The sequence below is a fragment of the Methylobacterium sp. 2A genome, from assembly GCF_009806555.1.
In the GTDB taxonomy this organism is placed as follows: domain Bacteria; phylum Pseudomonadota; class Alphaproteobacteria; order Rhizobiales; family Beijerinckiaceae; genus Methylobacterium.
The window spans coordinates 18,161-40,235 of the sequence record NZ_VUOK01000030.1 but is presented as its reverse complement, the minus strand read 5'-3'; the positions used below and the strand labels follow the sequence as shown (position 1 = coordinate 40,235).

Below are 22,075 nucleotides of genomic sequence, written 5' to 3'. Positions count from 1 at the left end.
GCCGCCATGACCCCGTGGCTGTGCGACTACAATAGCCGCAGACCCCACTCCGCACTCGGTGGACAACCGCCAACAAGCAGGCTCCCCAAGGACAACCTCCTTGGAAACGACATCTAGTCGCCTTCATCGGCACCGTCGTGGATCACGTCCGAGGTGAGGATGCGTCCGATCCGAGCCGTGAGCGGGACGCGGAGTGCGCAGCGCAGCCCATCGGGCTCGTAGGTGAGGGTTGTTTGCGCTTCGAATTCGTAAGCCAGCATCTCCTCCAGCAGCGCCGTGCCGAAGCCGCGGCGGATGGGCTTCGTCACCGCGCGGCCCCCCGTCTCCTTCCACGTCAGCGCGAGAGCCGGCTCGGGATCGCCCGGCTCGATCTGCCAGGTCACCGTCACCCGCCCTTGCGGGAGCGCAAGGGAGCCATGCTCGATCCCGTTACTCGTCAGCTCGTGGAGCGCCAGCGCCATGACGAGCGCCGCCCTCGGCCGGAGCCGCACGCGCGGCCCCGCAATCGCGGCCTGCTCGCCCTCGCGCACGAGGTGGGCCATCAGCTCGTCCGAGGCGAGGGTATGCAGGTCCGCCTCGCCGAACACATCCGTCGTGGTTTGCACCCTCGCGATGGCACTCAAGCGCCCATCCAGATGAGCGACATAGGTGTCGATCTCGTCGGCGCTCTCAGCCGACCGATGCATGATCGTGCGCAGCATCGCCATCGTATTGCGCATCCCGTGGCGCAGGCTGTCGGGCATGCCGGCCTCGTCGAGCAGGCGGCGCAGCCGTGCATTGTCGGCTCGCAGTGCGGCAAGCTGGTCCGCCATGTGGTCGGCCATGTGGTCCGCCATGTCACCGGGCTCTGTCATGCCGGGCCTCCGCGGCTATTGGATATTTCTGCCAGGTCGTCGTGAGTGGGTGGTTCACGCCGCCACGGAACGGTGCGGTCGGCGGGTGCTACGAAGTGGAGGTAGGTCGGGTCGAAATGGGCGAGCCGGGCAAGCGCGACCGGGTCGTGGATGGTGAGGCGCCGGCTGCGCAGGGTGATCAGTCCCATGCCGCGCAGCTCCTGCAGCGTGCGGTTGACGTGCACGCTGGTCTGGCCCATCGCGTCGCCGAGGTCGTTCTGGGTGATCGGCATCGGGCAGGTGTTGGCCTCGGCCAGACCCACCGCCTCCAGCCGCGCGTGCAGCTCGCAGAACAGGTGGGCGAGGCGCTCGATGCCGGTGCGGCTGCCCAGGCTGATCGTCCATTCGCGCTGCACCGCCGCGGTGGCGAGCGCCTCCCGGTGGAAGGCGAGGTCGAGCTGCGGGCTGCGGGCCGTCATCGCCTGGAGCGCGGCGCCGGAGATCTGGCCGAGGATGACGGGCGTGATCGCGCCGACCGTGTGGTCCATCTCGTCGAGGTGGAAGACGTGCGGGTCGCACGGATCGCCCGGCAGGAGGAGCGCGACGATCTGGCGTCGGCCGTCTGCGAACTGCCGGTAGCGGCAGGCCCAGCCGTCAACGATGACATTGACCGCACGCGGATCGTCGCCCTCATGGATGATGTCGGTGCGCGCGGCGACCGCGCGTGCTGGGCCGAAGGCTTCGGCCAGCCAAATGCAATCGGCCTCCGAGAGGCGGACATAGCGCTGCAGCTTGCGCAGGAGCAGGTTCGACATGGCTGCGTCTCCGCGGCGACGTGGCGGAAGAGCTTATGCTCAGACCCCGTTCCTCTAAGCTCATGTAGATTAGTTTCGGACTTTTTTGCTTACCGACACGCTTATCAGTGAAGGCTGGCCCAAAGTCGCGCGACGATATCTAGTTGAAACGACTATGGCAGACGCATAAACCAGGGACGACTTTGGGCGAGCTACGGCACCTCGATCGGCTCGCGGCTCTCAGCCAGCCACAGCACATCGGCATCCGAGAAGATCAGATCGCCGCCTCGCCTGCTGTTGCGCGCGCCGCTGCCTCCGTTGCTCCCCGGCACGTGCGAAGGGTGGCGCAGAGCCCTTTTCCAGTTGCCGTAGGTTCGGTGAACTGGAGAGATGTCCGTGGAAGAATGCTAAACCATTGAAAACATTGGTGGGCCCGGTAGGACTCGAACCTACAACCAGACCGTTATGAGCGGTCGGCTCTAACCATTGAGCTACAGGCCCGGCGGAGGGAATCCCCCGATCAAACTGATACCCGAACGGCCCGGCTTCGTCACCCCGTCCGGAGCCGGATGAGCCGCCGGCTGTGCGATCCGCGGGGGCTTGGCACGCCTGCGTGCGGGGCTTGCGGCCAGGAGCCTTCAACCGGGTCTCGGCGGCCGGTCAAGTCCGCATAGCAGCGCACCCTATGCGCACCGTGATGTTGCGCACATCGTCCTCCGCTCAAGGTCTCGCCGCGGAGTCCGGCCCAGCTATCTGAAACGGTTCCAGCCTTCGCGGAGCCGGACCCCATGACCATCCCCCTCAGGCTCACCCTGAACGGGCAGCCGCGCGAGATCGCCCTCGACGATCCGCGGGTGACCCTCCTCGACCTCCTGCGCGAGCGCCTCGGCCTGACCGGCGCCAAGAAGGGCTGCGACCGCGGCCAGTGCGGCGCCTGCACGGTGCTGGTGGACGGGCGGCGCATCAACAGCTGCCTGACTCTCGCCGCGAGCCTCGACGGCGCCGAGATCCTGACCATCGAGGGGCTCGCCGAGGGCGACCGGCTGCACCCGGTCCAGGCGGCCTTCATCGCCCATGACGGCTTCCAGTGCGGCTTCTGCACCCCCGGCCAGATCATGAGCGCGGTCGGCCTGATCCGTGAGGGGCAGGCCGGCACCGATCCCGAGCGCATCCGCGAGGGCATGAGCGGCAATCTCTGCCGCTGCGGCGCCTATGCCGGCATCCTCGATGCGGTTCAGGACGCGGCTTCCCGCACGGAGCACCGGGTGGACGCGGCGTGAGGACCTTCGATTACATCCGCCCGGCGAGCGTGCCGGAGGCCGTGGCGGCCGGGCAGGTTCCGGGCACCGCCTTCCTCGCGGCCGGCACGAATCTCGTCGACCTGATGAAGGGCGGCGTCGCCACCCCCGAGCGCGTCGTCGACATCACCCGCCTGCCCGGCCTCTCGGCGATCGAGCGGCTGCCGGACGGCGCCACCCGGGTCGGCGCCCTGGTGCGCAACAGCGACCTCGCCTACGATCCCACCTTCGCCAAAACCTACCCGATGGTGGCCGAGGCCCTGCTGGCCGGTGCCTCGGCGCAATTGCGCAACGCCGCCACCGTCGGCGGCAACCTGATGCAGCGCACCCGCTGCCAATACTTCACCGACGCCGTATCGCCCTGCAACAAGCGGGCGCCGGGCTCCGGCTGCGCGGCCCTGGGGCACGCCACCCGCATCCATGCCGTCCAGGGGTGGAGCGCGCACTGCATCGCCACCCACCCGTCCGATTTCTGCGTGCCCCTCGCCGCCCTCGACGCGGTGGTGGAGATCGCCGGGCCGGACGGCGCCCGCGAGGTGCCGCTCACCGCCTTCCACCACCTGCCCGGCGACCACCCGGAGCGGGAGACCGACCTGAGGCCCGGCGAGCTGATCACCGCCCTGCGCCTGCCCCCCGAGGCGGCCTCCTTCCGGGGCCATGCCCGCTATCTCAAGGTCCGCGACCGCACCTCCTACGCCTTCGCGGTTGTCTCGGCGGCGGCGGCCCTCACCCTGGAGGCCGGCGGCCGGATCGGGCAGGCCCGCCTCGCCTTCGGCGGGCTGGCGCTGAAGCCCTGGCGGGTGGCGGAGGCCGAGGCCGCGCTCGCCGGACAGGCGCCGTCGCCCGAGGCCTACGCCAAGGCCGCCGATGCCGCGCTCGCCGGCGCCAAGCCCACCGGGGAGGCCAACGCCTTCAAGATCGAACTGGCCCGCCGGGTGGCGATCCGCGCCCTCGCCCAAGCCGCTGCGGGCACGCCCGCCCGGATCCCGGCGCTCCCCGCCTCCCCGTTCGGCATCGTCTGACCCGTGTGGCCAGGCCGACACGGGGTTCCCAAAGGGCGCGGCCCTTTGGTGGGGTGTCGGGGTGAAACCCCGACGAACGGCCCTCCCACCCCTCGAAGGGGGTGGGAGGGCCGTCCGCAGGGCTCTGCCCTGCACCCGCGAAAGGACGCGGTCCTTTCGAAACCATGACTTTCGTGATTCCGCGCACCGGTTTCATCCATCTGAGGAGACCCGCATGACCGCGACCGCCTCGCCCACGAACCTCCCCGCCGGCGGCATCCGCCACGGCTCCAGCATCGGCCAGCCGCTCACCCGGCGCGACGGCCCGCTCAAGGTGACCGGTCAGGCCCGCTTCTCAGCCGACAACCTGCCCCCCGGCACGCTCCACGCGGCGCTCTGCGTCGCGCGGATCGCGAAGGGCCGCGTCACCGGCCTCGACGTGGCCGCCGCCGAGGCGCATCCCGGCGTCGTGGCGGTGATGACCCCGCAGAACGCCCCGAAGCTCGCCAAGGACCCGGACGCCAAGGACGGCCCGTTCACCTTCCGCCTCGACCTCCTGCAGAACGACCGCGTCCGCTACGCCAACCAGCCGATCGCCGTGGTGATCGCCGAGACCCTGGAGGCGGCCACCGAAGGCGCCCGGCTGCTCGCCCCGACCTACGCGGCCGAGACTCCGCGGATCGGCCTCGATGCGGGCGACGTGTTCTCGCCGCCCTCCGTGGGCGTCGGCGCGCCCCCGGCCGAGTCCGACGGCGACGTCGAGGCCGGGCTCGCTTCTGCGTCCAAAAGAATCGCCGCCACCTACGAGACGCCGGCCCAGTACCACAACGCCATGGAGCCGCACGCGGCGGTCGCCAGCTGGGACGGGGACCGGCTCTCGCTGTTCATGCCGACCCAGGCGCTCGCCATGTCGCAGGCAAGGCTCGCCGGGCTCTTCGGCATCAGCCCCGAGGACATCCATATCGAGAGCCCCTATCTCGGCGGCGGCTTCGGCTCGAAGGGCGTGCCCGCCGGGCCGCAGGTGCTGGCCTGCATGGCGGCCAAGCTCGTGGGCCGGCCGGTGAAGCTCGTGCCGACCCGGAGCCAGATGTACGGCCCGATGGGCCATCGCGGCCCGACCCGGCAGACGCTCCGCCTCGGCACCGACGCCGCCGGCAAGCTGACGGCCCTCGACCACCACATCCTCACCGCTTCGTCGAGCTTCGACGATTTCTTCGAGCCGGCGGGCCGGGCGACCAGCACGCTCTACGCCAGCCCGGCCCTCGCGATCCGGCACGAGGCGGTGCGCCTCGACACCGGCACGCCGCTGTTCATGCGCGCGCCCGGCGAGGCCACCGGCAGCGTCGCCCTGGAGAGCGCGCTGGACGAGATGGCCTTCGAACTCGGCATGGACCCGCTGGACTTCCGGCTCGCCAATTACGCCGAGGTCGAGCCGATCACCGGCAAGCCGTTCTCCTCGAAGGCTCTGCGGGAGTGCTACCGGCGCGGCGCCGAGGCCTTCGGCTGGGCCGGACGCCCGCTCCAGCCCCGCCAGACGCGCGACAGGGACGGGTTCCTGGTCGGCACCGGCATGGGCACCGCCACCTTCCCGGCGCTGATCTTCGAGGGGCTAGCCCGGGCCGAGATCCGCGCCGACGGCACCGGCACGGTGGAACTCGGGGCGATCGACATGGGCCAGGGCTCGTGGACGGCGCTCGCCCAGATCGCCGCCGACGGGCTCGGGATCGGGATGGAGGCCCTCACCTTCCGGATGGGGTCTTCGGACCTGCCGAATGCCGGCATCGCGGGCGGCTCCGGCCACACCGCGACCGCTGGCGGCGCGATCCACGCGGCCGCCGCCGACGTGATCCGCCAGCTCGCGGATCTCGCCACCAACGACCCCGCCTCCCCGCTCTACGGCGCCGGCAATGCCGGGGTGACCGCCGCCGACGGGCGCCTGACCCGGCGCGACGATCCGAGCCGGAGCGAGTCCGTCACCGATATCCTCAAGCGGGCCGGCCGGGCCAGCATCGAGGGGCGGGGCAAGGCCGGGGCCGATCCGGCCGCGCAGGCGGCCTACGCCATGCACGCCCACGGGGCGGTCTTCGCCGAGGTGAAGGTCGATCCCGATCTCGGCCAGATCCGGGTGAGCCGCCTCGTCGGCGCCTTCGCGGCGGGCCGGGTGATCAACCCGCGGCTGGTCCGGAGCCAGTATTACGGCGGGATGATCTGGGGCCTGTCCTTCGCGCTCCACGAGCGGGCCGAGATGGACCCGCGCACCGGCCGCTTCCTCAACGACAACCTCGCCGAGTACCACGTGCCGGTGAACGCGGACGTGCCCGCCCTGGAGGCGATCCTCGTCCACGAGGACGACGCGGTGGTGAACAACCTCGGCGTGAAGGGCGTCGGCGAGATCGGCATCACCGGCACGGTGGGGGCCATCGCCAACGCGGTCTGGCACGCCACCGGCGTGCGGGTGCGCGCGATGCCGATCACGCTCGACAAGCTGCTCGGCTGATCCCGGCGGCCGGACGCCCAAACTCAGACAAGTTTGGCGATCTGAAACACCCCGGTGCGCGTCTCACGATGCGTCAGGGTGACATGTTCCCTCCCTGCGGCTATTCAGCGCGTCTCGCATATGTCAGACATATGCGGGCCGATCGCTCTGAAGAGGCGGCGGCCGCAATCAGGGGGGACGTGTCATGAGGGAATCGATTTCCATCAAGGCTTTGCTCGTGGGCGCGATGCTCGCGTGGGGCGGTGCGGCCCAGGCGGCCTCGCTGACCGTCGGCTTCTCGCAGATCGGCTCGGAATCCGGCTGGCGCGCCGCCGAGACCACGGTGACCAAGGCCGAGGCCAAGAAGCGCGGCATCACCGTCAAGATCGCCGATGCGCAGCAGAAGCAGGAGAATCAGATCAAGGCGATCCGCTCCTTCGTGGCGCAGGGGGTGGACGCGATCCTGCTCGCGCCCGTGGTCGCCACAGGCTGGGACGCCGTGCTCAAGGAAGCCCGGGACGCCAAGATCCCGGTGATCCTGCTCGACCGCGACATCGACCCGTCCGGCAAGGACCTCTACCTCACCGCCGTCACCTCCGACAGCGTCGAGGAGGGCCGCGTCGCCGGCAACTGGCTGGCCAAGACGGTCGGCGAGAAGCCCTGCAACGTGGTCGAGCTCCAGGGCACGGTCGGCGCCAGCGTCGCCACCAACCGCAAGAAGGGTTTTGACGCCGCCATCGCGCCCCACGCCAACCTCAAGCTCGTGCGCAGCCAGACGGGCGACTTCACCCGCGCCAAGGGCAAGGAGGTGATGGAGAGCTTCATCAAGGCCGAGGGCGGCCGCTCGATCTGCGCGGTCTACGCCCACAACGACGACATGATGGTCGGCGCCATCCAGGCGATGAAGGAAGCGGGCTTGAAGCCCGGCAAGGAGATCCTGACGGTCTCGATCGACGCGGTGCCCGACATCTTCAAGGCGATCGCGGCGGGTGAGGCCAACGCCACCGTCGAGCTCACGCCCGACATGGCCGGCCCGGCCTTCGATGTCCTGAAGGCCTACAAGGAGAAGGGCACCGTCCCGCCCAAGTGGATCCAGACCGAGTCGAAGCTCTACACGGCGGCCGACGACCCGCAGAAGGTCTACGAGAGCAAGAAGGGTCTCGGCTACTGACGCGCCCCGCGCCGTGATCCCTGCGAGCGGTCCCGTGTCCGACACGCCCCTCCTCAGCGTCCGCGGGCTCTCCAAGAGCTTCGCCGGGCATCAGGCCCTCGCGGGGGTCGACTTCACCCTGCGCCGGGGAGAGATCCACGCCCTCCTCGGCGAGAACGGCGCCGGCAAATCGACCTTCATCAAGACCGTGACCGGAATCGTCCGGCGCGATGCCGGCGACGTGTGGCTCGACGGCGTGCCGATCGCGCCGCGCTCGGCGGAGGAATCGGCCCGGGCCGGCATCGCCACGGTCTACCAGGAGGTCGGCCTGCTGCCGAACCTCACCGTGGCACAGAACCTGTTCCTCGGCCGGGAGCCGACCCGGTTCGGCCTCGTCCGCGCCCGGGCGATGCGGCAGCGCGCACGGGAGCGGCTGGCGGAGTTCGGCCTCGCGATCGATGTCGGGGCGCCGCTCGGAAGCTTCCCGGTGGCGGTGCAGCACCTCGTGGCGATCGCCCGGGCGGTGGACCTCTCGGCCCGGGCGCTGATCCTCGACGAGCCGACCGCGAGCCTCGACACGCACGAGGTGACGGTGCTGTTCGGCGTGATGCGCCGGCTGGCCGCGCAGGGCATCGGCATCGTGTTCGTGACCCACTTCCTGGAGCAGGTCTACGCGATCACCGACCGGATCACGGTCCTGCGCAACGGCCGGCTGGTGACCGAGCGCGAGACCGCGCAGTTTCCGCGCCTCGACCTCGTGCGCACCATGCTGGGCCGCGATCTCGCCGAGGACGAGGGACGGGCAGAGACGGGGGCGCGGGCTCCGCGGATTGAGGCCGGGCCGCCGGTCCTGCGTGCGGACAAACTCGGCAAGGCCGGCTATCTCCGGCCGGTCGATCTCACGGTGGCGGGCGGCGAGGTGGTGGGCCTCGCGGGCCTCCTCGGCTCCGGGCGGACCGAGACGGCCCGCCTGCTGTTCGGGGCGGAGCGCCCGGACCAGGGCCGCATCCTGCTCGACGGCAAGCCCGTCCGGATCGCCGGCCCCCGGGACGCGCTCAAGCACCGCCTCGGCTACTGCCCGGAGGAGCGCAAGACCGACGGCATCGTCGCCGACCTGACCGTGCGCGAGAACATCGTGCTGGCGCTCCAGGCCCGGAGAGGTCCGTTCCGGCCGGTGGGTGGGGCGGCGCAGGACCGGATCGCCCGCGACTTCATCGCCAAGCTCGACATCCGGCCGCCCGACCCGGAGCGGCCGATCGGGCTCCTCTCCGGGGGCAACCAGCAGAAGGCGCTGCTGGCGCGCTGGCTCGCCACCGAGCCGCGCCTGCTGATCCTCGACGAGCCGACACGGGGCATCGATGTCGGGGCGCATGCGGAGATCATCCGGCTGATCCGCAGCCTGTGCGACGCGGGCCTCGCCCTGCTGGTGATCTCTTCCGAGCTGGAGGAGATCGTGACCTATTCCGACCGGGTGATCGTGATGCGCGACCGCGCCCAGGTGGCCGAACTCGCCGACGGGGCGATCGACGTCACCGCCATCCTCCGGGCGATCGCCGCGGAGGCGGCGCCCGCTTCCCTGCCGGAGCCCGCCTGATGCGCGCCCTCCGCGCCGGAGCGCCCCAGCTCCTCGCCTTCCTGGCGGTTCTGCTCGCCGACCGTCTGGTCGCGCCGCAATTCCTCGACCTGCATTGGCAGGACGGGCGCCTGTTCGGCAGCCTCGTCGACGTGTTCAACCGCGGCGCGCCGGTGGCGCTGCTGTCGCTCGGCATGGTGCTGGTGGTGGCCACCGGCGGCATCGACCTGTCGGTCGGCGCCGTGATGGCGATCGCGGGCGCCGTGGCGGCGAGCCTCGCCGACAGCCAGCCCCTGCCTCTGGTGCTCGCGGCGGCTTTGGCCACAGGGCTCGTCTGCGGGCTGTGGAACGGCCTCCTCGTGGCGGTGCTGCGGATCCAGCCGATCGTCGCCACCCTGATCCTGATGGTCGCGGGCCGCGGTATCGCCCAGCTGATCACCGAGGGGCGCATCATCACATTCGCCTCCCCCGACCTCGCGTTTCTCGGCGGCGGCGCCGTGCTCGGCGTACCGATGCCGGTTGTACTGGTCCTCGGCATGCTGCTGCTGACCCTGGCCCTGGTGCGCGGCACGGCGCTGGGTCTTATGATCGAGGCGACCGGCGGCAATGCCCGGGCCAGCGCGCTCGCCGGCATCGACACCCGCGCCGTGACGCTGGCGGTCTATGCCTGGAGCGGGTTCTGCGCGGCTCTGGCGGGCGTCGTCGCGGCGGCCGACATCCTGGGGGCCGACGCCAACAATGCCGGGCTGTGGCTCGAACTCGACGCGATCCTGGCCGTGGTGGTGGCGGGGTCCTCGCTCCTCGGCGGCCGGTTCAGCCTGTGGCTGGCGGTGCTCGGGGCCTTCCTGATCCAGGCGATGAACACCGGGATCCTGCTCTCCGGCCTGCCGCCGGAACTCAACCTCGTGGTCAAGGCCGCGGTGGTGCTGGCGGTGCTCCTGCTGCAATCGCCGCGCCTCGCCGGCCTGTCCCTGCTGCTGCGGAGCCCGCGATGAGCCGCAACCTCCCGGTCCTCGTGGCCGCGCTCCTGTTCGCGGCGGGCTACGGCTTGTGCGCGACGCAGTACCCTGCCTTCCTGACCACGCGGGTGGTCGGCAACCTGCTCACCGACAGCGCCTTCCTGGGCATCGTGGCGGTCGGCACGACCTTCGTGATCATCGCGGGCGGCATCGACCTGTCGGTGGGCTCGGTGGTGGGGTTCACCACGGTGTTCCTGGCGCTCGCCATCACCCGCTGGGGCATCCCGCCGCTCGTGGCCTTCGCGATCGTGCTCGCCGCCGCCGCCCTGTTCGGGGCCGTGATGGGCGCGCTGATCCATGTCTTCGACATGCCGCCCTTCATCGTCACGCTGGCCGGCATGTTCCTGGCCCGGGGCGCCGGCTTCCTGCTCTCCACCGAGTCGGTCCCGATCGACACGCCCCTCTACGGCGCGGTCTCCGACTTCGCCCTGTCGTTGCCCGGCGGCGGCCGGCTGACCCTGACCGGGGGGGTGATGCTCGCCGTGTTCCTGGCCGGCGGGGTGCTGCTCCACGCGACCCGTTTCGGCGCGACGGTCTACGCGCTCGGCGGCAGCCGCCAGACCACGGCGCTGATGGGCGTGCGGGTCGGGCGCAACATGATCGCGGTCTACGCCCTGTCGAGCCTGCTTGCCGCGCTCGCCGGGATCGTGTTCTCCCTCGACACCGCCTCGGGCACGCCGCTCTCGGCGGTGGGGGTGGAACTCGACGCGATCGCCGCGGTGGTGATCGGCGGCACGCTGCTGACCGGCGGCCAGGGCGGCCTGCCGGGTACCTTCCTGGGCGTGATGATCGGCGGCCTGATCCAGACGGCCATCACCTTCGACGGCACTCTGTCGAGCTGGTGGACCAAGATCGCCACGGGGCTGCTGCTCTTCGCGTTCATCGCCCTCCAGCAGGGCTCGGTGGCGCTGGCCGGCCGCTCGGGGCGGCGGGCTCGGGCTTCGGCCGGGGCGCCGGCTGTCCGGCCGGTGGGGGCCCGGGCCTGATTCCTGGTTTCCAAAGGGCTGTGCCCTTTGGTGGGTTGTCAGGGCAAAGCCCTGACTGTCTCGCGTGCAGCCCGACACCGGGGCTCTGCCCTGGACCCGCGACAGGTCTCGACCTCTCGAAACCACGACCTGATCCGACCGCGATCGGCTAAAGATTTTCCGGTCATCCCGGCCTATGGTCCCCGCCCGCAGCGTCCTGCGACGGAGGAAAACCGGCATGCCCCTCACCAGCGACATTCGCGGCGTCGTGCCGATCGCCCCGACGCCGTTCCACCCGGATGGCCGGATCGACGAGACCGCCCTCGATCGGATGACCGACTTCTTCGGCGCGGCCGGCGTCGACGGCCTGACGATCCTCGGCCAGCTCGGCGAGGCCGGTAAGCTCGACCACGCGGAGGCGATCGCGGTGGCCAAGCGCGTCCTCGGGCGCACGCGTCTGCCGGTGATCGTCGGCGTCACGGCGCCGGGCTTCGCGGCCATGCGGTCCCTCGCCCGGGAGGTGATGGAGCTCGGCGCGGCCGGCGTGATGATCGCCCCGCCCAACACGCTGCGCACCGACGACCAGGTGGCCGGCTATTTCCGCAATGCCGCCGAGGCGATAGGCCCGGACGTTCCCTTCGTGCTTCAGGATTATCCCCTCACCTTCTCGGTGCAGATGACCCCCGGGGTGATCCGCCGGATCGTCACCGAGAATCCCTCCTGCGTGATGCTCAAGCACGAGGACTGGCCGGGCCTGGAGAAGATTTCCTCGCTCCGCGGCTTCGAGGCGGACGGCTCGATGCGCCACATCGCGATTCTGGTCGGCAATGGCGGCCTGTTCCTCGATTTCGAGACCGAGCGCGGCGCCGACGGGGCCAATACCGGCTACGCCTTCCCGGAGATGCTGGTCGATGTGGTCCGCCTCGGCCGGGCCGGTGAGCGCGACGCCGCCCACGACCTGTTCGACGCCCACCTGCCCTATCTCCGCTACGAGCAGCAGCAGGGCCCGCTCGGGCTCGCCGTGCGCAAATACGTGTTCCTGCGCCGGGGGATTTTTTCATCCGATACGCAGCGCAAGCCCTCGCAGGTGCTGACTGCCCAGGCGAAGGCCGAGGTCGAGTACCTGCTGGCCCGCCTCGCCCGGACCGACAGCCGGGCGCGGCTCGAAGGCTGAGGCCGGCGCGCAGCCGTTCCATGCCGGGGCGGGATCGCCATATAGGACGCGTCGAGCTGCCCCGCCGACGCGACCGCCGGAAAGCTTTATCGCGCTGGCCGGTTGGGCTAACGCCACCCGACATCTGCCCCTGACGCGCCCGGCGGGATCCCCCGCGAAAGACCCGATGGCCAAGCCGCAACCGAAGCCTTCCGCTCCCGCCGCCAAACAGCAGGTCGCGCGCTTCGCCCTGCCGAAATCCTCCGCGCTCGCCAAGGCGATCGACGCCCTCAAGCGCGGCGACAGCCCGGTCCTCGCGAGTGCCCCGGAGGGGTTCGACGCGCTCGCGCTCGCCGATCTCGCCCGCGCCCTGGCCCCCACCGTCGACGCGCCGGCCGTGCTGGTCCACGTGGCGCGCGATTCCGGCCGCTCGGCCTCGTTCCAGGCGGCTTTGGGCTTCGTCGCGCCCGAGATGGACGTGATGAGCCTGCCGGCCTGGGACTGCCAGCCCTACGACCGGGTCTCGCCGACGACCGCCGTCGCGGCCGCCCGGATGACGGCGCTCGCCCGCCTCGCCCGCACCCGCTCGGCCGAGGACAGGCCGCGCATCCTCTGCACCACCGTCAACGCCCTGGTGCAGCGGGTCCCGCCCCGCACCCATATCGCCAAGGAGGCGTTCTCGGCGGCGATCGGCAACGTCGTGGCGATGGACGACGTGGTGGCCTGGGTCGAGGCCAACGGCTTCCTGCGCACCGGGACGGTGCGCGACACCGGCGAATACGCGGTCCGCGGCGGCATCCTCGACCTGTCGCCCCCGGGCCTGCCGGCGCCGATCCGCCTCGACTTCTTCGGCGACACGCTGGAATCGATCCGCGCCTTCGATCCGGAGACGCAGCGCACCACCGGCCAACTCCGCTCCCTCGACCTGATGCCGATGAGCGAGGTCCAGCTCACCACCGAGACGATCCGGCGCTTCCGTCAGAACTACATCCAGAGCTTTGGTGCGGCGACCCGGGACGACCGGCTCTACGAGACGGTGAGCGAGGGGCGGCGCTACGCTGGCCTCGAGCACTGGATGCCGCTGTTCTACGACCGCCTCGACACGCTGTTCGACTATCTCGGCGGCGTGCCGCTGGTCTTCGACCCGCAGGTGGAGGACGCCGCCGCCGAGCGGATCAGCCTCGTCCAGGATTATTACCAGGCCCGCGAGGGCGCGATGAAGACGCCGCAGCCCGGCGTCGCCCCCTACAAGCCGCTGCCGCCCCGCGCCCTCTACCTGACGCCGAACGAACTCAAGGAGCGGATCGCCACCGCCACCGTGGCGCGGCTGACGCCCTTCGCGCAGCCTGAATCGTCCGAGCGGATCGTGATCGATTGCGGCGCCAAGGCCGGACGAAACTTCGCGCCGGAGCGGGCCGACGAGAATGCCAGCGTGTTCGACGCCGCGGTGGCGCATATCCGCGATCTCCAGGGATCCGGGCATCACGTGATCCTGGGCGCGTGGTCCGACGGATCCCGCGACCGGCTCTGCGGCGTGCTCACCGATCACGGCCTGAAGAAGCCCGTGGCGATCACCCGGCTCACCGACGTCTACGCGTTGAAGCGCGGCACCGACGCGGCGGTGGCCGTCTGGGGCCTGGAGGCGGGCTTCATCGCGGGGGAGCTCGCCGTCGTCTCCGAGGGCGACATCCTCGGCGACCGGCTGGTCCGCCAGAAGCGCAAGGCCAAAAGACCCCAGGACGTGATCCTGGAGGTGCAGGCGCTCCAGCCCGGCGACCTCGTCGTGCATGCCGACCACGGCATCGGCCGTTTTTCCGGATTGAAGACGATCCACGCGGCCGGCGCCCCGCATGACTGCCTGGAACTCGCCTATACCGGCGGCCTGCTGCTCCTGCCGGTGGAGAATATCGAGCTCCTGACCCGCTACGGCTCGGAGGATTCCGAGGTCGCCCTCGACCGGCTCGGCGGCGGCGCATGGCAGGCCCGCAAGGCCAAGATGAAGCGCCGCATCCTCGAGATGGCGGGCGAGCTGATCAAGGTCGCGGCCCAGCGCTTCGTCCGGAAGGCGCCGGCCCTCAAGGCGCCGGAAGGACTCTACGGCGAGTTCGCCGCCCGCTTCCCGTTCGAGGAGACCGAGGATCAGGCCAACGCCATCGACGCGGTGCTGGACGACCTCAACGCCGGCCGGCCGATGGACCGGCTGGTCTGCGGCGATGTCGGCTTCGGCAAGACCGAGGTGGCGCTCCGCGCGGCCTTCGCGGCGGCGATCTCCGGCAAGCAGGTGGCGGTGATCGTCCCGACCACGCTGCTGGCCCGCCAGCATTTCCGGACCTTCGCCGAGCGGTTCAAGGGGCTGCCGGTCCAGGTGGCGCAGCTCTCCCGCTTCGCCTCCGCGGCGGAGATGAAGCAGACGCGCGCCGGCCTTGCCGCCGGCACGGTCGACATCGTGGTCGGCACGCACGCGCTGCTCGCCAAGAACATCGCCTTCAAGGATCTCGGCCTGATCATCGTGGACGAGGAGCAGCATTTCGGCGTCGCCCACAAGGAGCGGCTGAAGGCGCTCCAGGCCGACGTGCACGTGCTGACCCTCTCGGCGACGCCGATCCCGCGCACGCTCCAGCTCGCGATGACGGGGGTGCGCGAACTGTCGATCATCGCCACGCCGCCGGTCGACCGGCTGGTGGTGCGCACCTTCGTGACGCCGTTCGACCCGCTGACCATCCGGGAGGCGCTGCTGCGCGAGCGCTACCGCGGCGGCCAGTCGTTCTACGTGGTGCCCAGGATCGAGGATCTCGCCGAAGTCAAAAAGTTCCTCGACGCCGAGATGCCGGAGATCAAGGTCGCGGTGGCCCACGGCCAGATGGCGGCGGGCCAGCTGGAAGACGTGATGACGGCCTTCTACGAGGGCAAGTTCGACGTGCTGCTCTCGACCACGATCGTGGAATCGGGCCTCGACATCCCCACCGCCAACACGCTGATCGTGCACCGGGCCGACATGTTCGGTCTGGCCCAGCTCTACCAGCTGCGCGGCCGGGTCGGGCGCTCGAAGGCCCGGGCCTACGCGCTGTTCACGACCCCGGCCAACCGCCAGCTCACCGCCCAGGCCGAGCAACGCCTCAAGGTGCTCCAGAGCCTCGACACGTTGGGCGCGGGCTTCCAGCTCGCCTCCCACGACCTCGACATCCGTGGCGCCGGCAACCTCTTGGGCGACGCCCAGTCGGGCCACATCAAGGAGGTCGGTTACGAACTCTACCAGCAGATGCTGGAGGATGCGGTCACCGCGCTCAAGGCCGGCATCGAGGACGTGCCCGAGGAGGCGTGGTCGCCGACCATCGCGCTGGGCGCACCCGTGACGATCCCGGAGGATTACGTCGAGGATCTCGGCGTGCGGCTCGCCCTCTACCGGCGGCTCGCCACCATCCAGGACGATGCCGAGATGGAGAGTTTCGGGGCCGAGCTGATCGACCGGTTCGGGCCGCTGCCGCCGGAGGTGGAGCAACTCCTCAAGATCGGCACGATCAAGATCCTCTGCCTCAAGGCCAATGTCGAGAAGGTCGAGGCCGGGCCGAAGGGCGTGGTGGTGCATTTCCGCGACCGGTCCTACGCCAACCCGCAGGGGCTGGTGGCCTATGTCGCCGAGCAGGCCTCGTTCGCGAAGGTGCGGCCCGACATGAGCGTGGTGTTCGTGCGCGAGCTGAACACCGTCCCGGCCCGGCTCAAGACCGCCACCGAGGTGCTGCGCAGCCTCGTGAAGATCGCCGAGCGGGGGAAGAAGGCGGCGTGAGAGACGCCGCGACGGGCCTTTGCGCTCGGCACAGGGTTGGCCCCCGGCCGGCATTCACTCGTTGGCGGCCCTCGGAACGATGATCGCGCCCATGTCAAAGCGCACCGTGACGGGCGGCGCGGATGGGGCCGTTGCCGGCGCAGGCACCTCCGAAGCATCGCGCGCTCTGGACTGAGCCGGCCGGTTGAGGATGGCGAGGCCGATCAGCGCGCCCGACAGGATCAGCGCCGGCAGGACGAACAGGACAAAGATATCGACCCCCGTCATTCCCGATACCTCCTGAGAAGCCAGCTGCGTCCGAACAGGTGGACGCCGTAGCCCGCCGCGAGCCAGAGCAGGATCGAGGCGACATAGGGGGCACCGGCCTCATGCGCTACCAGGACCTCGCGGGCTCTGGACGCCGGCGCAACCACGCCGGCAACGATCACCGCGATGCTGAGATTGTTGATCCAGGTCCCGGTCAGCTTCTCCGCCTCCTGGGATGCGCTCATCGATCGTCTCTCCCGCCGAACTCCATGCCGCCCAGCATCTGCGCCACGGATTTATGAACGTCGTCGATCTGATCGTGCTGATCAACAGGATAGTCCGCCTTGGCCTTCTCGATTCCGACGTAGATGTTGTGCATCATCCTGTCGATGAATTGTCTTGCCTTCTCTGGTGAGCCTTCTTTGGTGGCGACTGCTCCGTAGAGTTCGATGACAAGTATCTTGAGGGCGGCGATGTCGGCGGCTGTGTTTGTCATCGGCTGGGCTCCTCGAACGGTACGATGGCATGGGCGGCCGAATTCCGCGAGCCCCGTCCCTCAGCCCGGCCGAGGATGAGGGCGATTGTCGGGACAGTCGCACGATCGTTGCACCTCCCGCCCAACTCTGCTCTCTCCTCCCCGAACCCCAGGAGACGCGTGGATGGCAAACCCGGCCGCAGCCAGTGCCCCTTCCACTCCTGTGACGTCCCAAAACAACGCCTTCCTGACGCCCCTATTCACCGATCGGCGGGTCGCCGCGGTGCTCGGGCTCGGCTTCGCGCAGGGCATCCCGTTCCTGCTGGTCTACGCGACGCAATCGGCCTGGCTCGTCCAGGCGAAGGTGCCGCTCGCCACGATCGGGCTGATGAGCGAGCTCACCATCGCCTATAAGCTCAAGTTCCTCTGGGCGCCCTTCCTCGACCGCCACGACGCGCCGCTCATCGGCCGCTGGCTCGGGCGGCGCCGCGGCTGGATCGTCGCCACGCAGATCCTCGTCGCCCTGGCGCTCGCCGGTGTCGCCTTCGGCGATCCGGCCCACTGGCTCGGCTGGACGGTGGCGTTCTCCCTGGCGCTCGGGGTCGCGGGCGCCACCCAGGACGTGGTGATCGACGGCTGGCGCATCACCGCCGCGCCCCCCGAGCGGCAGGCGCTGATGTCGTCTTGGTCGGAGATCGGCTACCGGATCGGCAACCTCGCGGCCGGCGCCGGCGCCCTCTACCTGTCCGACGCGTATGGCTGGCGTGCCGCCTACCTGTGCATGGCCGCGCTGATGGCCCCCGGCACGGTCGCGGCCCTGCTGGCGCCCGAGCCCCCCGCCCCCGAGACGCCGGCGAGCGGCGGCTTTGTCGAGACCGTCTGGGCGCCGATCCGCGACCTCCTCGCCCGGCTCGGGCCGCTCGCCGTGCCGGTGCTGGCCCTGGTCGCGGGCTTCCGGATGCCCGGCTACGTCTCGAACGCCATGGCGATCCCGCTGTTCAAGACGCTCGGCTATTCCAACACCGACATCGCCACCGTAACCAAGCTGTTCGGCTTCTGGATCGCCCTGGGCGGGACCTTCCTGGCCAGCGCCATCATCCCGCGGATCGGCATGATGGCGAGCCTGCTCGTCGGCACCGTGGCGGCCTCGGCCTCGCACCTCGCGCTGGCCTATCTCGCGTGGCACGGCGGCCATGGCGGGGCGGCGTTCTGGACCTTCGCGGCGACGGTGGGGATCGACGGCTTCGCCTATGCCTTCGCGTCGATCGTGCTGATCACCTACATGTCGCGGCTCTCGGCCACCGCCCACGCGGCGAGCCAGTATGCCCTGCTGACCTCGCTCTGCGCCCTGCCCGGCAGCCTGCTCGCCGGGCTCTCGGGCTTCGTGATCGAGTGGACTGGGTTCCCATGGTTCTTCGTCGGCACGTCGCTGATCGGCGTGCCGGTGGCCCTGCTCTGCCTGTTCGTCGCGCACCGGCACGGGCCGATGGAGGCGCCCGAACCGGCGTCCTGAACGCGTATTCGCGGCGGGGCGCGCGTCTTCAGCAAGACTTAACCATAAGGCCGCTTAATGGGACGGACGGTTGATGTCCTTCCCAGATGGGCAACCCAGGCGACGTGCGCGGACCAAGCCTCCGCGGGCGAACGGCGGCGGCTGCCTGTGGGGAGGCGCGTAGGCGAGTTCCCCGAATGGCCCAGGCTGCGTTGTCCCGAAGCGCGTACCGCGTCGCCGAGCCCGCCCGGACGGCGCCCCAGCGCATCGTCTACGTGGAGACCCCCTACGATCCGGTCGCCCGCACCCGCGCGCCCTATCCCAGCGCCATGCGGCGTGCCCGCCGCCGCAACCGGCTGACGGCGCTCATCTCCCTGACGGCGATGACCCTGGCCGGCTGGGCGATCCTCGGCCAGCCGCAGGCCCCCGCCCCTGCCGAGGCCCCCGCGTTGCGCCCTGCCCTCGCCACCGCCCCGCACGCCGCGCCGCAGCCGAACATCGCCTGGATGCTCGATCCGAGCCCGGCCCTGGGCGCCGCCGCCGCGACCGATTTCGGCGGCGCGGCGCTGCCGACCGAGTTCCAGGTCCCCATATCCCAGGTCCCCACATCCCAGGTCCCCACATCTCAAGTCGCCGTATCCGAGCCGTCCCCGGCGGTCCGCGAGATCGCCCGGCAGGTCGCCAGAGCCGAGCAGGGCAGGGCCGAGCGGATCCGGACCGCGCAGGCCGCGAACATGCCGGCCGCGTCCGAGCCGGCGCCCCTGCGGCTCGCCGCGGCCGAACCGGCGCCCGCCGCGCTCGCGCCCGCCCGCGTGCCGCTGCCGGTGGCCCGCCCGGCCGAGCTGCGCCCGCAGCCCGCGACCCCGCGCAGCGCCCCGCCCGCCCGGGTCGCGGCCCGCGCCCTGCCCCGCACCCGCGACGTGTTCCGCGCCGCCATGGCGGAGGAGCCCTCCTTCTTCGAGAAGCTGTTCGGCGTCGGCGCCGCCGCGCCCCGCGAGCAGCCGCGTCAGGCCCTGGCCTATGCCAGCCCCGATACCCTGCCCCAGGCGACCCCGCGCGCCCGGATCAGCCCGGAGCCCGATTCCGTCGCCGGCACGGCCGTCTACGACATCACCGCCCGCACGGTGACGCTGCCCTCCGGCGAGGTGCTGGAGGCCCATTCCGGCCTCGGCGAGGCCATGGACAACCCGCGCTTCGTCCACCTGCGCATGCGCGGCTCGACGCCGCCGGGCACCTACATGCTGACCGAGCGCGAGCGCCTGTTCCACGGGGTGCGGGCGATCCGCCTCACCCCGGTGGGCGGCAGCGGGTCGATCCACGGCCGCGACGGCCTGCTCGCCCACACCTACATGCTGCGCCAGCCCGGTGCCTCGAACGGCTGCGTCTCGTTCCGCGACTACAACCGCTTCCTGCAGGCCTTCCTGCGGGGCGAGGTCCGGCGCCTCGTGGTGGTGGCCGGCGACGGCGGCCTGTTCGGCCGGGTCGGCCTGAGCGAGCGCGGGGGCGGCCGGGGCTGACCGCCGCACGATGATAGGTTTCCAAGGGGACCGGGTCCCTTTGGTGGGGGGTCGGGGTGAAACCCCGACGAACAGCGCGCAGACCCCCCTTTCGGGGTCTGCGCGCTGTTTCGCAGGGCTCTGCCCTGCACCCGCCAAAGGACTCGTCCTTTGGAATCCTCGACGGGGTTCGGCGTGCGCCCGCGTTCCCGATTGCAAAGCGGTCGGGATCGGCTCTAACGGGGGTGGATGCCAGCCCGTCCAAGAGGCTCCCGATGAAATTGCCCCGCCGCTTCTTCCAGCCGCTTGCCACCGGCGCGCCGGCCCCGTTCCGCGAGCTGCCGGTGCGGCTGGAGCGGATGATCCACTTCGTGCCGCCCCACAACGACAAGGTCCGCGCCCGGGTGCCGGAACTCGCCGGCACGGTCGACGTGGTCTTGGGCAACCTGGAGGACGCGGTCCCGGCCGACCAGAAGGAGGCGGCCCGCAAGGGCTTCGTGGCCATGGCCCAGGCGACCGACTTCGCCGCCACCGGCACCGGCCTCTGGACCCGGATCAACGCCCTCAACTCGCCCTGGATCCTGGACGACCTGTTCACGATCGTGGCCGAGGTCGGCAGCAAGCTCGACGTGGTGATGGTGCCCAAGGTCGAGGGGCCGTGGGACATCCACTACATCGATCAGCTGCTCGCCCAGCTCGAGGCGCGCCACGGGGTGACGAAGCCGATCCTGGTCCACGCGATCCTGGAGACCGCCGAGGGGGTGGCCAATGTCGATGCCATCGCGTCGGCCTCGCCGCGGATGCACGGCATGAGCCTGGGCCCGGCGGATCTCGCGGCGTCCCGCGGCATGAAGACCACCCGGGTCGGCGGCGGCCATCCGGATTACCGGGTGATCGCCGACCCGTCCGGGGACGCGCCCCGGGCGAGCGCCCAGCAGGATCTCTGGCACTACACCATCGCCAAGATGGTCGATGCCTGCATGGCCAACGGCATCAAGGCGTTCTACGGCCCGTTCGGCGATTTTTCCGATGGCGCGGCCTGCGAGGCGCAGTTCCGCAACGCCTTCCTGATGGGCTGCGCCGGCGCCTGGACGCTGCATCCGAGCCAGGTGGCGATCGCCAAGCGGGTCTTCGCGCCGGACCCGGCCGAGGTGGCCTTCGCGGCCCGGATCGTCGCCGCCATGCCGGACGGCACCGGCGCCGTGATGCTCGACGGCAAGATGCAGGACGACGCCACCTGGAAGCAGGCCAAGGTGATCGTGGATCTCGCCAAGCTCGTGGCCGCCAAGGATCCGGAGCTGGCGGCCGTGTATCAGCTGGGGTGATCTCCCCTCATTCCCCGAACCGCGCCCGATAATCCTGCGGCGTCGCCGCGACGTGCCGCAAGAAGCTCCGCCGCATCGTCCCCTCGGAGCCGAAGCCGCAGATGCGCGCGATGCGCTTGACCGGCTGCGCGGTCTCGGCGAGCGCCCGCCGGGCCGCCTCGACCCGCAGGCGCTCCACCGCCCTGGCCGGGGTGAGGCCGGTCGCCGCCAGATAGTGCCGGCTAAGGCTGCGTTCGCTCATCCCCGCCGCCGCGGCGAGCGCCGGCAGCGAGAGATCGCCTGACAGGTTCTCCGCGATATAGGCGTGGAGCCGCGCGAACCGCTCCTCGCCCGCCTGGAGGGCCAAAGCCGCGCTGAACTGCGCCTGCCCGCCCGGGCGCTTCAGGAACATCACGAGGTGGCGCGCCACCGCCAGCGCGAGCGGCCGGCCGAGATCCGCCTCGACCAGCGCGAGCGCCAGATCGATCCCCGCCGTGACGCCCGCCGAGGACCAGACCGGACCGTCACGCACGAAGATCGGGTCGGGCTCGACCCGGATCCGGGGGTAGCGCGCCGCCAGCGTGCCGCAATGCTTCCAGTGGGTCACGGCGCGCCGCCCGTCGAGGAGCCCGGCCGCGCCCAGCAGGAACGCGCCGGTGCAGACCGAGGCGACCCGGCGCGCCCGTTCGGCCCGCGCCCGCACCCAGGCGACCAAAGCGGGGTCGTCGCAGGCCGCCAGCACGCCGGGACCGCCCGCGATCACCAGCGTGTCGACCGGAATGGCGTCGCCCGGCAGCGGCTCGGCCACCAGCCGCAGGCCGGCCGAGGCGGTGAGCATCGGCTCGCCCGCCGCGATCACCCGCGGCGCGTAGGGTTGGCCCACGCCGCCATGCGCGTTGGCCGTCGAAGACCTGGAGCGGCCCCGCCACGTCGAGGAGCTGAACCGACGGGAAGGCCAGCACCTCCACGGGGCGCGGCGCGTCTGGCGGAAAGCGAGGGGCCTTTGTCATTCGCGC

The 22,075-nt window shown here is 70.9% G+C and carries 18 protein-coding genes, 1 tRNA gene and 1 pseudogene; 13 read left to right on the top strand and 7 right to left on the bottom strand.

Annotated features, from left to right (window positions below; all coding sequences use genetic code 11):
* On the top strand, window positions 1-117 hold a 117-nt coding region (locus FVE89_RS15830), incomplete at its 5' end, for an integrase core domain-containing protein (protein WP_160534924.1).
* Here FVE89_RS15830 and FVE89_RS15825 read toward each other — a convergent pair.
* The 3 genes from FVE89_RS15825 to FVE89_RS15815 form a co-directional block, all read right to left on the bottom strand.
* Window positions 114-824: an HWE histidine kinase domain-containing protein gene (locus FVE89_RS15825; protein ID WP_246730826.1), complete on the bottom strand. Its 711-nt coding sequence runs from the start codon at window positions 822-824 to the stop codon at window positions 114-116. The two genes, FVE89_RS15830 and FVE89_RS15825, sit on opposite strands and share 4 nt — an antisense overlap.
* A 26-nt stretch (window positions 825-850) precedes the next feature.
* Entirely contained in the window at window positions 851-1,648 is a 798-nt protein-coding gene (locus tag FVE89_RS15820) for a Crp/Fnr family transcriptional regulator (RefSeq protein WP_160534923.1), read from the bottom strand.
* Between the two features lie 404 nt (window positions 1,649-2,052).
* A tRNA-Ile gene (locus FVE89_RS15815) sits at window positions 2,053-2,128 on the bottom strand.
* 287 nt (window positions 2,129-2,415) lie between these two features.
* On the opposite strand from FVE89_RS15815, the gene FVE89_RS15810 reads away from it, so the two are divergent.
* From FVE89_RS15810 to mfd, 9 genes are all read left to right on the top strand, one after another.
* Window positions 2,416-2,907, top strand: coding sequence for a (2Fe-2S)-binding protein (locus tag FVE89_RS15810; RefSeq protein ID WP_160534922.1), 492 nt, complete (start codon window positions 2,416-2,418; stop codon window positions 2,905-2,907).
* Entirely contained in the window at window positions 2,904-3,947 is a 1,044-nt protein-coding gene (locus tag FVE89_RS15805) for a xanthine dehydrogenase family protein subunit M (protein ID WP_160534921.1), read from the top strand. Before FVE89_RS15810 ends, FVE89_RS15805 begins: the two co-directional genes overlap by 4 nt.
* 214 nt (window positions 3,948-4,161) lie before the next feature.
* The gene (locus tag FVE89_RS15800; protein ID WP_160534920.1) at window positions 4,162-6,423 is read left to right on the top strand and encodes a xanthine dehydrogenase family protein molybdopterin-binding subunit; all 2,262 of its coding nucleotides are present in this window, start codon (window positions 4,162-4,164) and stop codon (window positions 6,421-6,423) included.
* Between the two features lie 184 nt (window positions 6,424-6,607).
* Window positions 6,608-7,573, top strand: coding sequence for a galactofuranose ABC transporter, galactofuranose-binding protein YtfQ (gene ytfQ / locus FVE89_RS15795; protein WP_160534919.1), 966 nt, complete (start codon window positions 6,608-6,610; stop codon window positions 7,571-7,573).
* A gap of 34 nt (window positions 7,574-7,607) precedes the next feature.
* Entirely contained in the window at window positions 7,608-9,146 is a 1,539-nt protein-coding gene (locus FVE89_RS15790) for a sugar ABC transporter ATP-binding protein (protein WP_342390019.1), read from the top strand.
* Entirely contained in the window at window positions 9,146-10,120 is a 975-nt protein-coding gene (locus tag FVE89_RS15785) for an ABC transporter permease (protein WP_160534917.1), read from the top strand. Before FVE89_RS15790 ends, FVE89_RS15785 begins: the two co-directional genes overlap by 1 nt.
* Window positions 10,117-11,130, top strand: coding sequence for a galactofuranose ABC transporter, permease protein YjfF (gene yjfF / locus FVE89_RS15780; protein ID WP_160534916.1), 1,014 nt, complete (start codon window positions 10,117-10,119; stop codon window positions 11,128-11,130). The genes FVE89_RS15785 and yjfF overlap by 4 nt, the downstream gene beginning before the upstream one ends.
* A 217-nt stretch (window positions 11,131-11,347) precedes the next feature.
* Complete coding sequence (locus FVE89_RS15775; RefSeq protein WP_160534915.1) at window positions 11,348-12,283, top strand: dihydrodipicolinate synthase family protein; 936 nt, start codon at window positions 11,348-11,350, stop codon at window positions 12,281-12,283.
* Between the two features lie 166 nt (window positions 12,284-12,449).
* On the top strand, window positions 12,450-16,046 hold the full coding sequence (gene mfd, locus FVE89_RS15770) for a transcription-repair coupling factor (RefSeq protein WP_160534914.1): 3,597 nt from the start codon (window positions 12,450-12,452) through the stop codon (window positions 16,044-16,046).
* A 54-nt stretch (window positions 16,047-16,100) separates the two neighbouring features.
* Here the strand turns inward: mfd and FVE89_RS15765 are convergent, their stop codons facing one another.
* The 3 genes from FVE89_RS15765 to FVE89_RS15755 are packed head-to-tail and all read right to left on the bottom strand — an operon-like array spanning window position 16,101 to window position 16,788.
* Window positions 16,101-16,313, bottom strand: coding sequence for a hypothetical protein (locus FVE89_RS15765; protein WP_160534913.1), 213 nt, complete (start codon window positions 16,311-16,313; stop codon window positions 16,101-16,103).
* Window positions 16,310-16,537 carry a hypothetical protein gene (locus FVE89_RS15760; protein WP_160534912.1) on the bottom strand — a complete coding sequence of 76 codons (228 nt, stop codon included), beginning with the start codon at window positions 16,535-16,537 and terminating at the stop codon, window positions 16,310-16,312. The genes FVE89_RS15765 and FVE89_RS15760 overlap by 4 nt, the downstream gene beginning before the upstream one ends.
* Entirely contained in the window at window positions 16,534-16,788 is a 255-nt protein-coding gene (locus tag FVE89_RS15755) for a hypothetical protein (RefSeq protein WP_160534911.1), read from the bottom strand. The genes FVE89_RS15760 and FVE89_RS15755 overlap by 4 nt, the downstream gene beginning before the upstream one ends.
* Before the next feature lie 202 nt (window positions 16,789-16,990).
* Between FVE89_RS15755 and FVE89_RS15750 the strand changes: the two genes are divergently transcribed.
* The 3 genes from FVE89_RS15750 (at window position 16,991) to FVE89_RS15740 (ending at window position 21,080) form a co-directional block, all read left to right on the top strand.
* Complete coding sequence (locus FVE89_RS15750; protein WP_342390022.1) at window positions 16,991-18,280, top strand: MFS transporter; 1,290 nt, start codon at window positions 16,991-16,993, stop codon at window positions 18,278-18,280.
* Window positions 18,281-18,456: 176 nt separating this feature from the next.
* Window positions 18,457-19,776: a tlde1 domain-containing protein gene (locus FVE89_RS15745; protein WP_160534909.1), complete on the top strand. Its 1,320-nt coding sequence runs from the start codon at window positions 18,457-18,459 to the stop codon at window positions 19,774-19,776.
* A gap of 254 nt (window positions 19,777-20,030) precedes the next feature.
* Complete coding sequence (locus FVE89_RS15740; protein ID WP_160534908.1) at window positions 20,031-21,080, top strand: CoA ester lyase; 1,050 nt, start codon at window positions 20,031-20,033, stop codon at window positions 21,078-21,080.
* 7 nt (window positions 21,081-21,087) lie between these two features.
* Here the strand turns inward: FVE89_RS15740 and FVE89_RS15735 are convergent.
* Window positions 21,088-22,069 (bottom strand): annotated as a pseudogene (locus tag FVE89_RS15735) (helix-turn-helix domain-containing protein).
* Window positions 22,070-22,075 lie beyond the last annotated feature (6 nt).

Coding starts and splice junctions, on each gene's coding strand:
- FVE89_RS15800 (WP_160534920.1), top strand. CDS start 4,162: ATGACCGCGACCGCCTCGCCCACGAACCTCCCCGCCGGCGGCATCCGC.
- FVE89_RS15775 (WP_160534915.1), top strand. CDS start 11,348: ATGCCCCTCACCAGCGACATTCGCGGCGTCGTGCCGATCGCCCCGACG.
- FVE89_RS15760 (WP_160534912.1), bottom strand. CDS start 16,537: ATGAGCGCATCCCAGGAGGCGGAGAAGCTGACCGGGACCTGGATCAAC.
- FVE89_RS15785 (WP_160534917.1), top strand. CDS start 9,146: ATGCGCGCCCTCCGCGCCGGAGCGCCCCAGCTCCTCGCCTTCCTGGCG.
- FVE89_RS15765 (WP_160534913.1), bottom strand. CDS start 16,313: ATGACGGGGGTCGATATCTTTGTCCTGTTCGTCCTGCCGGCGCTGATC.
- FVE89_RS15745 (WP_160534909.1), top strand. CDS start 18,457: ATGGCCCAGGCTGCGTTGTCCCGAAGCGCGTACCGCGTCGCCGAGCCC.
- yjfF (WP_160534916.1), top strand. CDS start 10,117: ATGAGCCGCAACCTCCCGGTCCTCGTGGCCGCGCTCCTGTTCGCGGCG.
- FVE89_RS15810 (WP_160534922.1), top strand. CDS start 2,416: ATGACCATCCCCCTCAGGCTCACCCTGAACGGGCAGCCGCGCGAGATC.
- FVE89_RS15825 (WP_246730826.1), bottom strand. CDS start 824: ATGGCCGACCACATGGCGGACCAGCTTGCCGCACTGCGAGCCGACAAT.
- FVE89_RS15755 (WP_160534911.1), bottom strand. CDS start 16,788: ATGACAAACACAGCCGCCGACATCGCCGCCCTCAAGATACTTGTCATC.
- ytfQ (WP_160534919.1), top strand. CDS start 6,608: ATGAGGGAATCGATTTCCATCAAGGCTTTGCTCGTGGGCGCGATGCTC.
- FVE89_RS15820 (WP_160534923.1), bottom strand. CDS start 1,648: ATGTCGAACCTGCTCCTGCGCAAGCTGCAGCGCTATGTCCGCCTCTCG.
- FVE89_RS15740 (WP_160534908.1), top strand. CDS start 20,031: ATGAAATTGCCCCGCCGCTTCTTCCAGCCGCTTGCCACCGGCGCGCCG.
- mfd (WP_160534914.1), top strand. CDS start 12,450: ATGGCCAAGCCGCAACCGAAGCCTTCCGCTCCCGCCGCCAAACAGCAG.